General features: G+C 41.1%; 11 protein-coding genes. 2 read left to right on the top strand and 9 right to left on the bottom strand.

Going from position 1 to position 16,883, the window contains the following annotated elements; genetic code table 11:
- Nucleotides 1–4: 4 nt before the first annotated feature.
- From GWK51_RS12590 to GWK51_RS12610, 5 genes are all read right to left on the bottom strand, one after another.
- Nucleotides 5–2,644: a bifunctional aconitate hydratase 2/2-methylisocitrate dehydratase gene (locus GWK51_RS12590; protein WP_142768602.1), complete on the bottom strand. Its 2,640-nt coding sequence runs from the start codon at nucleotides 2,642–2,644 to the stop codon at nucleotides 5–7.
- An 817-nt stretch (nucleotides 2,645–3,461) separates the two neighbouring features.
- Complete coding sequence (locus GWK51_RS12595; RefSeq protein WP_100241732.1) at nucleotides 3,462–3,821, bottom strand: hypothetical protein; 360 nt, start codon at nucleotides 3,819–3,821, stop codon at nucleotides 3,462–3,464.
- A 296-nt stretch (nucleotides 3,822–4,117) separates the two neighbouring features.
- A complete protein-coding gene (locus GWK51_RS12600) occupies nucleotides 4,118–4,321 on the bottom strand; it encodes a hypothetical protein (RefSeq protein ID WP_142768601.1) in 204 nt (67 codons plus the stop codon).
- A 204-nt stretch (nucleotides 4,322–4,525) separates the two neighbouring features.
- Nucleotides 4,526–9,046, bottom strand: a complete 4,521-nt coding sequence (locus tag GWK51_RS12605; RefSeq protein ID WP_161933979.1) for a translocation/assembly module TamB domain-containing protein — start codon at nucleotides 9,044–9,046, stop codon at nucleotides 4,526–4,528.
- Nucleotides 9,047–9,078: 32 nt separating this feature from the next.
- A complete protein-coding gene (locus GWK51_RS12610) occupies nucleotides 9,079–11,847 on the bottom strand; it encodes an outer membrane protein assembly factor (protein ID WP_161933980.1) in 2,769 nt (922 codons plus the stop codon).
- A 201-nt stretch (nucleotides 11,848–12,048) separates the two neighbouring features.
- On the opposite strand from GWK51_RS12610, the gene GWK51_RS12615 reads away from it, so the two are divergent.
- The gene (locus GWK51_RS12615) at nucleotides 12,049–13,368 is read left to right on the top strand and encodes an MFS transporter (RefSeq protein ID WP_161933981.1); all 1,320 of its coding nucleotides are present in this window, start codon (nucleotides 12,049–12,051) and stop codon (nucleotides 13,366–13,368) included.
- A gap of 4 nt (nucleotides 13,369–13,372) precedes the next feature.
- Complete coding sequence (coq7, locus tag GWK51_RS12620) at nucleotides 13,373–14,008, top strand: 2-polyprenyl-3-methyl-6-methoxy-1,4-benzoquinone monooxygenase (protein ID WP_142768597.1); 636 nt, start codon at nucleotides 13,373–13,375, stop codon at nucleotides 14,006–14,008.
- Between the two features lie 67 nt (nucleotides 14,009–14,075).
- Here the strand turns inward: coq7 and GWK51_RS12625 are convergent, their stop codons facing one another.
- From GWK51_RS12625 to GWK51_RS12640, 4 genes are all read right to left on the bottom strand, one after another.
- Nucleotides 14,076–14,603, bottom strand: coding sequence for a hypothetical protein (locus tag GWK51_RS12625; protein WP_142768596.1), 528 nt, complete (start codon nucleotides 14,601–14,603; stop codon nucleotides 14,076–14,078).
- Between the two features lie 12 nt (nucleotides 14,604–14,615).
- Nucleotides 14,616–15,119, bottom strand: coding sequence for a 2-amino-4-hydroxy-6-hydroxymethyldihydropteridine diphosphokinase (locus tag GWK51_RS12630; RefSeq protein WP_161933982.1), 504 nt, complete (start codon nucleotides 15,117–15,119; stop codon nucleotides 14,616–14,618).
- Nucleotides 15,076–15,456 (bottom strand): dihydroneopterin aldolase, encoded by a 381-nt coding sequence (gene folB / locus GWK51_RS12635; RefSeq protein WP_161933983.1) that lies wholly within the window; start codon nucleotides 15,454–15,456, stop codon nucleotides 15,076–15,078. The genes GWK51_RS12630 and folB overlap by 44 nt, the downstream gene beginning before the upstream one ends.
- 81 nt (nucleotides 15,457–15,537) lie before the next feature.
- On the bottom strand, nucleotides 15,538–16,836 hold the full coding sequence (locus GWK51_RS12640; RefSeq protein WP_161934037.1) for an ABC1 kinase family protein: 1,299 nt from the start codon (nucleotides 16,834–16,836) through the stop codon (nucleotides 15,538–15,540).
- Between the last annotated feature and the right edge of the window lie 47 nt (nucleotides 16,837–16,883).

Genomic DNA, 16,883 nt, shown 5'->3' on the forward strand with positions numbered 1-16,883 from the left:
TTAATTAAGTTAACTGAGCAGCAGCAATTTTCTTAGTATCTACTTGATCAGCAGCATCAGTATATTCACCAATACGGTCGAAGTTTAAATACTTGTAGATATCTGAAGACATACTGTCAATTTGCGCAGCATATTGTTGGTATTCTTCAGGAGTTGGTAACTTACCAAGAACCGCAGCTACAGACGCAAGCTCAGCAGAAGCCAAGTAAACGTTAGAACCTTGACCTAAACGGTTAGGGAAGTTACGAGTAGAAGTAGACACTACAGTCGTGTTTGGTGCTACACGTGCTTGGTTACCCATACACAATGAACAACCAGGCATTTCAGTACGAGCACCAGCTTTACCATAAATGTTATAGAAGCCTTCTTCCATTAATTGGTGCTCGTCCATACGCGTTGGTGGAGCCAACCATAAACGAGTAGACAATGAACCGCTTGGTACTTTATCAAGTAATTGACCAGCTGCACGGAAGTGACCGATGTTAGTCATACAAGAACCGATGAACACTTCATCAATTTTGTCACCTTGAACGTCAGAAAGAAGTTTTGCATCATCTGGATCGTTCGGGCAGCAAAGGATAGGTTCTTTGATGTCAGCAAGGTCAATTTCATACACTTTCGTATATTCAGCATCAGCATCAGCTTTAAGAAGTGATGGGTTAGCCAACCAGTTTTCCATGTTTTCAACACGGCGAGCCATAGTACGAGCATCACCATAGCCTTGTGAAATCATCCACTTAAGCATTGTGATGTTAGAACGTAGGTACTCAGCAACTTTCTCTTCAGAAAGCGTGATTGCACAACCAGCAGCAGAACGTTCAGCAGAAGCATCAGAAAGTTCGAAAGCTTGTTCAACTGTCAAATCAGTTTCCATTTCTGACAAGTCGATTTCTAAGATACGACCAGAGAAGATGTTTTTCTTACCTTTTTTCTCAACAGTAAGATCACCTTCCTTGATTGCATAGTAAGGAATTGCATGTACAAGGTCACGTAAAGTGATACCAGGCTGCATTTTACCTTTGAACTTCACAAGAACTGACTCTGGCATGTCAAGTGGCATAACACCAGTTGCTGCAGCGAACGCTACAAGACCAGAACCCGCTGGGAATGAAATACCAATTGGGAAACGAGTATGCGAGTCACCACCAGTACCTACTGTATCTGGAAGAAGCATACGGTTTAACCAAGAGTGGATAATACCGTCGCCTGGACGTAAAGAAACACCACCACGGTTCATGATGAAGTCAGGAAGCGTGTGTTGCATTTGTACGTCAACTGGCTTTGGATAAGCAGCAGTGTGACAGAAAGACTGCATAACTAGGTCAGCAGAGAAGCCCAAGCAAGCTAAGTCTTTTAACTCGTCACGAGTCATAGGACCAGTTGTATCTTGAGAACCCACTGTAGTCATCTTAGGTTCACAGTAAGTACCAGGAATTACACCTTGACCTTCTGGAAGACCACATGCACGACCAACCATCTTCTGAGCTAAAGTGAAACCTTTACCAGTTGCAGCAGGTTGTACTGGAGTACGGAATAACGTAGATGGAGCAAGACCTAAAGCTTCACGCGCTTTAGCAGTCAAACCACGACCCACGATCAAGTTAATACGGCCGCCAGCACGTACTTCGTCTAGAAGAACTGGAGTTTTAAGTTCAGATTCAGCAATTTGTTCGCCGTTTTTGAACGCAGTTACTTTAGCCGCAGCGTGATCAATCTTAAGAACGATTTCGTCGCCCATGTTCATGTTCGCAACGTCAATCTCTACAGGTAACGCACCAGCGTCTTCCATAGTGTTGAAGAAAATCGGAGCGATTTTAGAACCTAAGCAGTAACCACCGTCTTTTTTGTTCGGAATGTGCGCGATTTCGTCACCGAAGAACCAAAGTACAGAGTTAGTTGCAGACTTACGAGAAGAACCTGTACCAACAACGTCACCTACGTAAGCAACTTGGTTGCCTTTCGCGATAAGTTCTTTAATTTGGTTAAGTGGACCAACTTCACCAGCAACTTCTGGGTTGATACCATCACGTACGTTTTTCAACATCGCATTCGCGTGTAATGGGATATCTGGACGGCTCCAAGCGTCTTGAGCTGGAGACAAGTCATCAGTATTGGTTTCGCCAGTTACTTTGAATACTGTAAGTTTGATTTCTTCAGGAACATCTTTACGGCTAGTGAACCATTCAGCATCAGCCCAAGATTGAAGAACTGCTTGTGCATTTGCATTGCCCGCTTTCGCTTTGTCAGCAACGTCATGGAATGCATCAAATACAAGAAGAGTTTTCTTTAATGCTTCAGCAGCTAAACCAGCCAATTCAGCATTGTCTAAAAGCTCAACAAGAGGTGCTACGTTATAACCACCAAGCATAGTGCCTAGTAAGTAAACCGCACGTTCTTTAGAAACTAATGGAGAAGTCGCTTCACCTTTTGCAAGAGCAGCCAAGAAAGCAGCTTTTACATATGCAGCTTGGTCAACACCCGCTGGAACACGGTTTTCTAGCAAGTCTACTAAAAAAGCCTCTTCACCAGCTGGTGGGTTTTTTAATAATTCAACTAATGCAGCTGTTTGAGCATCATCAAGTGGCTTCGGTGGGACTCCGAGTGCGGCACGTTCTTCAACGTGTTGGCGGTAAGCTTCTAGCACGGTGTTATTCCTCTTTTTTAAAAAATTACCTATGAATTCCAGCTTATTCAAAGCTTCACAGATAATATGGACAGCAAAATTTTACTAAAAATCCAGTCAAAAGTTAATGCAAGTAAAGTGTTTCTTTGTGATGCTCATTATTTTATGGCGAAATGATGAAGCTCAAATGACATAAAAAATAAACAAAATGGTTATCCAGTACCCCAAAAACGTTTTAATTGAATCAGGCATAAAAAAGGCAAGCTTGATGTTGCCCGATCTACTCATAAATGAACATACCACCTTAGTGGACACTCGTGTCCTTTAAATGTTCCGCACGTTCAGATTTATCATCTTCAAATGAGTTCTAAATTTGCTATATGTGCAACTTCATGAATTACGAACTGGCTTAAGCGGTTTTCAGAGCATAAATTTTTTGATGCCTGATCGGTTAGCTATTGAATACGAACTGTATCCCCCAAGCTTTATTCCTAAAGGCACTCTCCAATTACCATAGAACCTGTTTTCCATCTTAAAGTTGTAAATCAACATGATTTAAGAAAGCTGTGAGATCCATAACCCACCCTGTTTATTGTTATTCTTGGATTCAACTTTTATTCAAAAAAGTTAGATTTTTTGTTCTGGAATTAGCACAAGTTGAAGTGAAATATGCTTAGGCTATTATTTAATTGATTACAAAAGGCTCTTTTAATTATTCACGACCTTTTGAAGTCTAATTCTCCATATTATAAAAAAAGCCTTGTGCAACTTTCACACAAGGCTTTTGCTTTACTCTGATCCTAAATTCAAAGCTTGAATTTTCAGAAAATTAGAAACATTAGAATTGCTTATACTCTGGCAATTTATCATGCGGAGTGGCTAAACACTTTTCAGTGATTTGTGCTTTAATTTGGTCACGTGCAGCATCTTTATCTTTTTTGATTTGCTCTTCAGGCAGTGCATAAACTTGATCAATAATGTCTAAAATGAATGTTTTGGTAAATTCATCATCAATTTTATTGGCATGTTCAACGGCTTGTTCTTTTTGAATAGCGCTTTGACGATCTAGCATAATTGAACGTGCGGCATTACCCATACTGGTACAGTATCCATGCCATTGCTCTTCAGGAGTCAATGGTTTCTTCTCAGAACATCCTACCAGTGCGGCTATGACAGCCAACAAATAAACTTTTTTCATGCTTACTCTCCAATTTGCGCTCTATGATAGTCAAACTTTTCAAAATGAAGAACCATTACTGACTTAAATGTGAAAAAAATCATCATTTCCCCACTTACTACGAAAGCATGAAACTTCTTACCCTCCGTTTAAACTATATTGCAGTGCTTTTATGTGTAAGCATTTTGCTACATGAAAATATCGTCATCTAAAAATGTGCGTTACAAAAGAACAAACGAAGATCACAAGCTTGTTTAAATAAAAAAGCCCATCCAATGATGAGCTTCTATATTTACAGTTTATTCAATATGCCAATTTTAATTGACTGAGTGAATATCTAATTCTTCATTTTTTGCCAATATCACAGAAGAGATAATTGGAATCCCCAAAATAAATGGTACAGCGAAGATCCAGAAGATCACGGTGTAGTGTGGATTAAAGAAGAATTGAATTACTATTGCCGCCAAGATTAATACAGAAAATAAAATCGCTGCAAAACGCATTACAAATTTAATTGGCATAGTGATTATCGCTCAAAATTAGCTAGTCCATTTACTATACACCTACTTTTAATAGGGCTTAATTGATTTTTGGTATCTAGTGCCTGTTATTTATAGATTTTCTTGATCTACACATCAATTAAATATGCGACATCAAAATACTTGAATGAAATCTGCAAAAATATAGCCTCTAGATAGAGGCTATATTTTATTCAAATTAATATACTAGAAACGCCAATTATAGAAGAAGTCTATCGCACGATCGACAGATTGGCTCGCCTCCATGTACAACTTCTGGTTCATTTGATAACGCAAGGTTAATTTGTTGACGGGTGTAAACACGCCCACACCGTAACGGATATATAGATCAGGGGTAATGTACCCCGTAACACTGACTTGCGTGTCATCTCCTGTACCTTGCGCATCTAAAGCCAAGCCACTTAAACCAAAAGATTGACCGAGTTGATTGGTGAAAGCACGTGTACCACCCAAGCCCATACTAATCCCAGCGGCAGCAATGGTATTGTTTACGTCAGAGCGGAATGTTTCTGACTGGTTAATATTATTTGCACCCTCATTAATGCGACCTGTAATTAACGCATTCATGGCTTCTTGTTCGGTCAGGCCACCATCATTATACACTTGAATATCCGGGTTGCTTGCCGTACCAGTCACTCGAACCCCAACAATGGTACCTTGAATAATTTTGTTGGTATCGACATCTAAAGTTGGATTTGCCAAAGGACCATTAAAACGGGCAATAGCACGGTTTAAGTCTAGACTCTGACCATACGCTTCGATTTTAACTTTTTGACTTACCCCGATTGCACCATTGGCACGCATGGCGGTTTCAACACCACGTTGGGTTAAATACAAACGCCCTAGCAATGGAATTCGACTATTAAAACCTTGGAAGACCACCTGCTTGCCCAGATTAATCATGACATCCGCTTTAATATCCCAAGGGCGTGCTGATTTCAAGATGGCCAACTGATCTTGACCTTGTTGGACAATTCGGACATCCGAAGAGACATCGACCACAGGTGCAGAAGCTTCAGGCATGGAAATTAATGCACGTGGCACATCCACATCACCTTTTAATACCAGTTTTTTCTGGAAAGGCATCACATCAAGGCTAAAATCAGGTGTAACCAGTGCCGTAATTAACGGTGCTTGACGAATAAGCAAATTATCACCTTTGAGGTGTAACTGAATTCTTGGATCATTTTTCCAATCCACACTACCTGTTAACTTTCCTACCCCTTGCCCACTGTTGAATGCCCCATTAATGGTGGCATGATCACCACGAATAGACGAATAAACTTGTATATTGTTGAGGTTAATTGGCAAGGAAATCATACTGATTGCGCCATCTTTCAAGCGCATTTCACCCGAGAGTCGAGGTGCAAGCAACTCACCACTAATCTTACCTGCATAAGATAAAGTGCCACTTAAAGTACGAATATCCTGAATAAACGGTTTGAATACTTTCAATTGCACTTCGTTAAATGCAATTTCACCTTGAATAGGCTTGTTTTGCTTGAATGGATCAATAATGACATTGGCGTAACCCGTACCTATTTCAGGTGTTTTCATATCAAAACGAAGTTGCAAGCCTTGAGCCACACTTTTCGCATTGACTGAAATTTCATCGTAACGCAGTGTAGAACCCATATCTTGCTGATCTTCAGCTGCAATGCCAATTACGCCCTGACGCGACACCATTCGTGCATCAATTTTCGGTTTGCTGCCTTGCACCCAAGATGCTTTGGCATACCCATTGGCTTTACCCGTAATCGCCAGTCCTTGCGGCATAAATGCAGCAAAGTCATTCAAATCTAGGTTTTTGGTGACAAAGGAAATATTCCCTTTGGCTTTGCTAATACGAACAGGTTGATCAAAACACAATTCACTTTGTTGGCTTGCCCAGCAATGCGCGCCCACAAACAATTCCGCAGTATTTTGGTTGTATACCACTGAAGCATTTTGACGTTGTACCAAACGTACCCGTACTGAGTCGAAGTCGCCTTTTTGAATCTGACCTAACCACGAGTTTTGACCATTAAAGCCACCCGCCAGCTGTACATAGAATTTACTAAATCGGTTATTGCCTTGTACTTTTAAGACATGCGCTTTACGTGTACCTGCGAGCGTAACAACCCCATTTTGAATTTCACTGTTACCGCTGCGTAAATTATTCATTTCCGCTTTCAGCAAGCTTGGGATGGTTTCAGAAGCTGGTAATTGCCCTTGAATACGCAATTTACGCATACTGAGCAAGTTACCAAAACGGAAATCATCTACAGCTAAATTGGCGGTTGCTTGTAAGCGTGGCTGAGACTGAATATTGAGATAACCATACGCACGCCCTCTTAAACCACTGTATAACTCATACAAGGCTGGCGCATTGATTTGCAGACGTAATTTCTGCGCATTACCAGTCGCCTGAATTTGGTTCTTAGCATAAGACATGTATAAATTATTGGCTTCAAATTGTTGTGGCAGGAAGCCCTTTTGATTGTTATTCAGCACCAGTGCCAGATTACCTGTACCCCGTACAGGTTTGTTATTGATATAGCCTGCAACATTCAATTTCTGAATATTGATTCGCTTTAATGCATCTGACCAGAACCCTTCAGTTTGAACATTTCCAGACAATTCGCCACGCAGCATAGAAACAAAATATTGCGGCTTAAATCGAATCAGGGACGCATTAATATTCCAACCAATGCCTTTGCTTAAATCTAGCTTACCTTGTGCAAGAATTTTACCTGCCGCACCGTCATGCTGTAATTGATCAATTTTAAGTAAAATTGGGGTGCCCGAAATTTTGACTTTTAACAGACCATTACTTTCTTTGACTTTGCTAGACTTCAAAGCGCCATCGTAATTCACAGCAAAACTTTTAAAGCCGCCACCCGCTTTAACATCATGGAATAAAACTGCAATGGTACTTTTACCTGTTAATTGCACCGTTTCCTGTTGCGCCTGCTGCGGCATATGTCCAGTCAGGTTAATCCCTTTCAGCTCAATGATGTGCTGATTTGGTTTGGCATAACCATTCGCCTGTATTTGACCATTAACCAAATCGACTGGTGCAGTGGCAATGACAGTTTGAGGATTAAAATCCTGAGCTTTAACACTCGCATCCCATTTCAATTGAGCCTTATCGGTCGGCAACACCACATTGGCTTGTCCACTCAAACTACCTTTACTGGCAACATAATTAAAACTTGGAACTTTCAATACATTGTTCTTCAGTTCTAATTGAGCTTTATACTGACCTGCAGGCAATAAAGCAGTTTCATGCTGCCCCACATTTGAAGCCACTGTGATATTTTGCTGACCTTCAATCAGTCGAATCTGCACATCACCTGATTCACTCTTTAACCAGCCAATATAAGGCATCGCACGGTCAATATCCTTCCACGCCACATCAAGCAACATCGGATTGGCTTGTTTAGCTTGGGCTGGATTCTGATTAAGCTTTAAATTCCAAGTTTCATATTGGTCAAAGTCCAACATGCCTGTAAGATGCAAGCCTTTTTCCAAACGACCTGTGGAAGCAATTTTTGCATCTAGACTCGGTGGAAGGAAATCTCTAATCACTTGCGGAATTATCTTTTCTTTAGGATTAATCTGGTTTAAGCGACCTTTAACATCCCAATGTACATGTTTTTCCCAACTGACCAACCCTTTTGCATCTACAGTACCATTCATCACCTGACCTTTAAATTGGTCAATGTTCAATTGATGCACCAAGTCGGTATGCATGACGGCGGTATATTTTCCTTTTGGCAGATTTTGCCCAGAAACATCCGTCGACAAACCTAAATTCAGGCGTTGAATATCGCCTTGATAACGCAATACCCCAGCTTGGGTAAAGAGTTTTTGTGCAGTCAGCAATGGCCAGTGATAGTTTTTAAACTCTAACTGACCAAACATCGGAACATGATTACGCACGGGATGTACCACCCCCCATCCTGAAACCAAATCGGGGGTGTTGGTTGCAAAACCTGCAGCGATAGTATCCAAACTTCCTTTGGCAACCACCTGAATATCATGAACATTCAGACTGTTGTTTAAGGCAGGGATATTAACTGTCGCTTTCGCGTTAAGAGGATATTTACCATGAAAATCCATATCGCCTGTGGCATTACGAATAGAAAGGTAACCCATATTTACCCGAGAGTCTTGAAACTCAAGTTTGGTGTTTGACCATAATGCTTCATTCAATTCAATATCATTAAAATTGACGGATGCTGCATGCGTTTTTATTAATAAATGGTCAACATCTGCATGATCCAAACGCAACGTAAATGGCAGCTTAATGTCTTTGAACTTAAAGGGTTCACTACTCGGCGGTAATTTGGTAATGACTTGTAGGTTGCGTACATCGGCATTATATAAATGGATTTCTTTATGTACTAAAGCGCGCCAACCCAAAGAGACTTCTGCACGATCAATTTTGACATCCACCGCAGACAAGGTCACCAGCACATTTTTTAAAATAATTCCTTTTAACAGATTACCACCTTCATATTCATAATGAATAATTTGCTGGCGTTCTAGCACACGGTTAAGTAAAAATTTGCTACCTTTATCTGTCGAAAACATGATGGCAAAAGCTGAAACAAGCAAGATTACTAAAATAAGCAGCGTTAATAATACGCTCCTAAAAACACGACGCTTTTTAGGCACTGGTGATTCGGGTAATTCTTGATTTTGCTGTTCTTCTTCAGCCATAACCTTCTCAAGTTTGAAATTAAGTTAAAATTTTAAAGTGGTGAACCAATAAAGAAATGCACACGAATTGGATGATTTTCATCGGAAATACCCGATGCAACATCAATACGTAATGGTCCAATTGGAGATTCCCAACGTACCCCTAAACCAACGCTATATTCTGTATCGTTACTAAAATCTTTATCATACGCATTACCAAAATCACTAAACAGGGCTGCACGCCATCCCTGTTTAAATTGATAATTGTATTCAAGTGAACCAACAGCGAGTGCTTGCCCCCCAATTTTATAGCCATCGACCTCTGGCGATAAGTCCTTATAATCAAAACCGCGAATCGACTGATCCCCACCCGCAAAATAGCGCAAATTATATGGAATTTTATTAAAGTCTTCCGTCAGGATATAGCCTAAATCGCCACGACCGACAAATTGATGGTTATTGTTTTCACCCAATGAATAAATAAAACGCCAACCTGCATTTAAAATTGCCATATCTGCATCTGAGATTAAAGCCTCGCTGCCGACTTCAACTTTATAGATTTGTCTAAAGCCTTTGCTTGGATTGACACGCTTATCAGAATCGACACGTGAAGCCTCATAACCAACCAATAACGATTGTTGTTCAGTATCAGAGCTAGCTAAGAATGCATCTGGAATCTCGCTTTCATCAACCACACCATTTTGGGTTAAACGGTCTAAACGGTAACGTACGCCAAAGGTATGCTGCCAATTCCCCATAGAACGTTTAATAATTCGGTCTGCACCAACAACTGCTGATTCAATGGTCAAGTTATTGCCTTGAGCAACACCATCACGCTCCTCACGTTCATAACCACCCACCAAGCTAATGTAATCATTTAATGGATGGTTATAAGGAATATTATAGCGGGTATCAATCGCCTGACGAATTTGCGACACCTCTAAGTTGGCATCAAAAGAGTGACCACGTCTGTTTACAATCGCGCGTCTATATGTGGTTCTTAATCGTGGACCTGTATCAGACCCCCAGCCCAAACCAACTTCCGCACTGTTGAGTCGGTCAGCATTCATCGTGACAATGACAGGGACTTTTTTCTCATCACGCGCTTGGACTTTTAGACGCTCTTCCTCTTGCTCACGCAGCTCTTGTTGTGAAAGTTGTGCTTGTACCTTTTCATTACTGTCTTGATCTTCCGTTCCTGCAAACTGATCTTCATTAGCCACAGACTGAGTGACTTCTTTCGCAGAATTAATATCTTGCTGATCTTGAACTTGAAGATCACTGCTGGCAATTTTTTCCTGATCGACCAAAGCTTGTAAATCAGGTGGTAGTTCTAACGGCACAGCCAGCGGATCGGGACGTACCGCATCAACCAAAGTAAAATTGAAGTAACGCGAGTTGGTTAGATTATTGGCTAAGGTATTCACACGCCACAAAGCATAATCAGCGCCATCTTCCCATGGCACCATCATTTTTAAGATGTCCATGTCTAATGGGAAAGGCTTGGATGGATCGCTCATGCGAAATTCTGCACCCGCCAACTTATAACGTTCACCCGTTTCAAAGCGTAAATTAATATCGGCCGTGTTTTCCGGCTGAGCAACTTTGACATCATGTAAGCGCCAATAGGCATCAAAAAAACCGTTATTGGTCGCAGCTTCTACAATCCGCTTTTTGGTATCTTCATATAAACCATGATTCAACACGTCACCAATATCCAGTTCAGGCAAAACACTAATGACCTGAAATTGTGGACGTTCTGCACCCGCACCACTAAACTCAATCTGCTGATCAGCGACCAATACGGGAGCATTCGGTTTAATGGTCACTTTGACACGACTGTCACTGATTTTCTCAAAACGAAATTCTGCCTGATAGAAACCAACCGCCTGTGCAGCGAGATTGGATAAACTTTTTAATTGCGGCAATGCAGCGTTAAAGTCTCCATATGCTTCTTGCGTAAAGCTGGAAAGTTTGCCACTGACGTTGTTTTTTAAGTTTAAGATGGCTTGCTGATATTCTTTATCGGGTAAATCTGGATTGGTATTTTGTGCATCTACAATCACAATATCCGCTTTAATACGCGGAACTTTTGAGTTCACCAACTCATTTTTTGGTGGTCTAATTTTATGATACCAGCGCTTAAAGAATCCCTTTTCTTCCACTTCAGGCTGTGCTTCAAAACTTTGTTCAGCTAAAGTTTTTCCAGACTCATTGGCTTCAACAACAATCTTGCTGTCTGCCTGAATCCTATTCATCAACTGATCAACATTGACAGGAGCCTGATTAATTTCGGTTAGCTCTTGCGGGGTTGGATTGCGTACCACAACCTCTTGAGTCTGACCTGCACGATATCTTTCCGCTTCAGCTTTAGCTGCATTGGCTTCATTATAAATTTCATTTGCCATACTCTGATCGACTGGAGTATCTGGTAACTCATCCAAGTCTTCAAAGGTAATTGGCTTAAAAGCTTCAATTTGGTCGGTATGCTGGATTTGATGCTGTAACATCGTATAACTATCTGGCGTACCCGCTTGATTTTGATAGTTTTGAATTTTTTCTGCTTGTTCCGAGCGACTCAAGTTTTGCGCATCCGCCTCTGCCTGAATCTGGGCATTTAACTCATCTTTTGCCGCTTGTTCAATGCTAGATACAACCGCATTTTCAGGTTGGACTGTCCCCACTTCTTGCGCGAAGCCATGTTGGGCAAAAAACATTAAAAAAGCACTCAAACACAGACTTTTATTGGTATGATTCAACTCCAAGATAGAGTTCATACTTAGTGTCAGAGTCGACTTTTTAAAATTCGTTTTTACAAGCATAGAATACTCTAAACTCATGACGGGTCTAATCAACAGCCCTTCGTATTTGTAATGAAAAGTTTAAAATTTATACTGGCTAAAGAACTCAATTTTATTGATTTTTTCACCACAGCATAGGATTAAAATATCATACATGATTTTCTTTGCTATTTTACCAGATGCTCACATTTCTTAATAAAACTTTATGAAGTTCACATTGTCATGGAAAAAAAAGAACATCTTTTAAGCACTCGTCGTTTTTTACCGATGTTTGTGACGCAGTTTTTAGGCGCATTGAACGACAATGTCTATAAACAAGCCTTATTACTGGTGATTACTTACGGCTGGATTAATCAACAAAGTGCCAGTGTGAGTACGCTAAATAATCTGGCAGCATTGCTGTTCATTCTGCCTTATTTCATCTTTTCAGCGACTGCTGGTCAAATTGCTGACAAATATGAGCGCGCAAGTTTGGTTCGTGGTATCAAAATCCTTGAAATTATTATCATGCTGATTGGTAGTGCTGGCTTTTTACTGGGTCATCTATGGCTATTACTGCTAGCACTCTTTCTGATGGGGACACACTCGACCTTTTTTGGTCCCATTAAATATGCCATTTTGCCTGAAATTTTAAAACCGAATGAATTGATGTCAGGCAATGCCCTATTTCAATCGGGTACGTCCATGGCAATTCTGATTGGTATGATTTTGGGTGGTGCTGTTATTTCTGCTTCAGATGGAAATTTACTCTGGATCAGTCTCACCATTGTTACAATTGCAGTTTTAGGATATTTCTCCAGTCGTTTCATTCTCAAACAGAATGTTACTACACCAGATTTAGAGATCGACTGGAACTTTTTCCGCACCAGTTTTAAAACCATCAAATATGCCAAGAGCATTCCACTCATCTATTTAGTGTTATTAGGCAACTCATGGTACTGGTTTTATGGTGCGACCTATTTAACCCAGATCCCGCAACTGACACAGCAAAACCTGCATGCCTCTGAAAATGTCGTGAGTCTACTGCTCACCTTTTTCTCAGTAGGGATTGGTATTGGTTCGTTGCTATGTCGCAGAATTGGTGGCACAGAAGTCAACCTGAGAATGGTGCCGATTGGTGCCATTGGCTTAACGGTATTCGCACTTTATTTAGCGGCGAGTTTGGCCTTTGTTCCCGAACGCACGGGTGAACTGTTACATTTGGCAGATGTGTTCCAGCAAGGTTGGAGTTATTACCACGTAATGCTGGCTGTGACCATGCTGGGTATTAGTGGAGGTTTTTATATTGTTCCACTGTACGCCATGATGCAGGCATACTCTCCACGTTCCCATCGGGCACGAGTAGTGGCTGCGAATAACATTCTGAATGCAGTATTTATGGTCAGTTCTGCTATTTTTTCCATAATTATCTTAAGTGTCTTAAAAATTGATATTAAAATACTGTTCTGCATTACTGCTGTGCTCAGTGCAATTTTCAGTATTTGGCTGTTGATTCGATTAAAGCCACAATTGAATACAGCTCAAGTTTCTTTAGAGGATTAATCCTATGCGTCACTATACGGGCATTGATAAGCTCATTCACTCTTTTGACCAAGCCTTGCGTAGCTTAGTACCGGGAGCAACTGCAGCACAACGTGAGAATCCTGCTGCGCCTGAAGAAACCCATTTGGCAGTCAGTGAAGCACGTCATGTTGCAGGATTAATGCGTGTCAATCACAGTGGTGAAGTGTGTGCTCAAGCACTGTACCACGGTCAGGCACTGACCGCTAAACTTCCCAATGTCCGTCGTGAAATGGAACAAGCTGCTATTGAAGAACAAGACCATTTGGCTTGGTGTGAAGATCGTCTGAAAGAACTCGATAGCCATACCAGTTTACTGAATCCAATTTGGTATGGACTGTCTTTTGGTATGGGGGCAATTGCTGGTATTGCGGGTGATAAATACAGTTTAGGCTTTGTTGCTGAAACCGAGCGTCAAGTCAGCTTACATTTGCAACATCACATTAGCCAACTCCCAGCACAAGACGCGCGCTCGCGTAAAATTCTAGAGCAAATGAATGAAGATGAACTGCATCATCGCGATACGGCACTTAATGCAGGCGGTGTAGACCTACCTGCCCCTGTTCGTATTACCATGACTGCAATTTCCAAGTTAATGACCAAGACCAGCTATTTTATTTAAGCAGATCAACCGTCTTGATCCATAAAAAAAGCAGTGCCCTATCGCACTGCTTTTTTTATCAATTCGATTATTTCAGTAGCAGCATATTTCCAGCTTCCTGTAAGTTGCCCGTGTACTTGGCTTCCATAGAAGGATTGCTCGGATAACTTTGACCATTAAACTTCAAAACAACTTGTCCCATACCTCTTGAATACACAGACAAATCTGACCAGCCTTGTGTTTTGCTATTTAAAGCATAGATTGGCACATCGGTAACCGTCATTTTACTCAGCGGTTGGAACTGATCGTGACTTATGCCTTTAAAGACCAGCACAGTACAACCACCTGAACCACACCAATTGGTTCCTCTCAACATCACAACAGCATCCTGAACACCATCTTGATTCAAATCATAAAATGCATATTGATATAAAGGTTGTTCATGAATCGTCATATAGACCGCTTGTTTGAGTGCAAGCAACATGGTTTCATCACCAGCCAAATCAGTCGATGACGTTGGAGGTGGCATAGTTTCAGTATTTTCGACGGGTGCATTTGAACTACACCCCACCACTAAACTACTGAATAATGCATAGACAAAAAAACGTATTTTCATGATAGCAAGTCTCTAATTGGCTGCTTTAGCCCTCATTTTAAAACAGCAAGACCATGTGCCACGTTTATATATGTTAACAACTTCTAAACATTTCACCGTTGGAAATTGATGTTGCGACTCGGTAAATAAAGGATGAGACCAAACATCTGCCATCGGAATTTGAACATCCAAGGCGAGTGGCAGTTTTTTCGGATTAAATTGCATGTGCGCCAAAGACTCACCCCATGCAATCAGGTCAACATCTAATGAAATCTGATGCGATGGACGCACACGACCTGAATTGGCTTCCCATTGTTTTAATTGAATGATGATTTGCTCAGGCGTTAAGGTTGAATGCAATAAGCAGGCTGCATTCCAGTAGTCTGCCCCTACGCCATCACGGCAAGGAATAATATAAATTTTTGAGAACTCTACAGCACCAAGCTCACAAATCTGTTGATGTGCATAGCGAAAATGTTGCTGTGGATTAAAATTACTCGCCAGAGCTAGGGCGAAAATCGTTTCGGTGGCGTTCAATACGAATTCCTACAGAATTAGCTTCTGCAATAATGGCAGGCTTACGAATAATAATTTTAATCGATTCTATCGTAGGATAGGTAGTAAAAAGCGCATTCAGTACCAATTTTGCCGCATGTTCGATCAATTTTGGTTGGGCTTTTTGAATCACTTCAGCAGATATGCTGCAAATTTCAGCGTAGTTCAAGGTATCTTCTAACTCGTCTGAACTTGCTGCGGCTTCTAAACTGGTACGAATAGTCAGATCTAACATCAAAGGCTGAATAATTTGTCGCTCCCAGTTGAAACAACCGACAACGGTATTGACCTTAAGACCTTCAATGACAATCGCATCCATGATTTAACCCTTAAATTGCAGACCATCCATGACCGAATGCTTCGCACATCTGCCATGAATGGATTAATCGAAATTTGAATCTTAATGTTTCAACATCAAACTTGGATCGGTAGTTTGCACCATTTGCAAACGCTGGTCTGCATAAATATCGGTATACGGCGCTAGGACGCGCATAAATCGATCGAAATACAACATTTGTTTAAACAGCAATGCGAAATCACGCGGGAAGCGAATACCATGACGCTCACCTACAGCCACCATATCCATCATGATGTCATTTAAATCTGCTGGATTAGAGCTTAAGATTTCTTGCGGATCCGCCAACAACACACCACTAAATAAGCGCTCTAAATCTGCCGCCAACACTTGGGTATCGATGGCGACATCAGTCATGCCCATCTTCAGCATATTTTCAGCCATAAGCTTGTAGTCAGTTCGCTGTAATGCATCCATAAATGCCATACAAGCTGTCCAGACTTCAGGTTTTAATTGACCCACAATACCGAAGTCAATAAAACCAATACGCCCATCTTCCAGCAGCATTAAATTGCCTGCATGTAAATCTGCATGGAAGCTGTTACACATCATTAGACTGCCAAACCATGTATTCATTGCGGTAATGAGCACTTGGGAAGGATCTTTGGCGTATTTTTTGACCACTTCAAAGTCAGTCAAAGACACACCAAATAAACGCTGCATGGTCAAGACACGGCGAGTTGAATACTGGTGATAAACCTTTGGAGCAGTCGCGGCTTTGTTATTTGTGACATTCAGATAATTGACGAAATCATCAATATTTTGCGCTTCTTCGATAAAATCGACTTCACGCACCATCCGAGTTTTAATTTCATCAACAATATCCGCCAATGAAGCAAACTTTACCTTAGGTACCGCTTTTTCTAGAATTTTGGTTGCCCAATGCAACACATTCAAATCTGTGTAGAGAATGGTTTCTACGCCAGGTTTTTGAATTTTGAGAACCACATCTTCGCCTGTGACCAGTTTGGCTGCATGTACTTGCGCAATAGAAGCGGATGCGAGTGGCTTTTCATCAATTGACGCAAAAATTTTATCTAGGTTACGCCCAGCAAATTCAGATGCCAAAACCTGTTGCACATAGCTAAAAGGTAGTGACGGCGTTTGATCTAAACAGCCTTGAAATTCTTCAACAAATTCTCGCGGAAATAATGAAGGTGTGCTGGCAATAAACTGACCTAACTTGATATAAGTTGAACCTAAATCTTCAAAGGTTTCACGCATTAACTTGGCATTACTCGGCTTTTCAGTCGCGTATTTAAAGCCTGCTTTAGCCGCTACAACTGCGGTTTCCCCCATACGGGCAACGGAACGCAGTCCATCGAGCCAGATATTATTTTTCATCATATTTAAATGTGGTTAAAAGTGCATAACGCAGAGTTTAGCAAATA

Origin of the sequence: Acinetobacter kanungonis (assembly GCF_009939195.1) — a bacterium.
Classification (GTDB): Bacteria; Pseudomonadota; Gammaproteobacteria; order Pseudomonadales; family Moraxellaceae; genus Acinetobacter; species Acinetobacter kanungonis.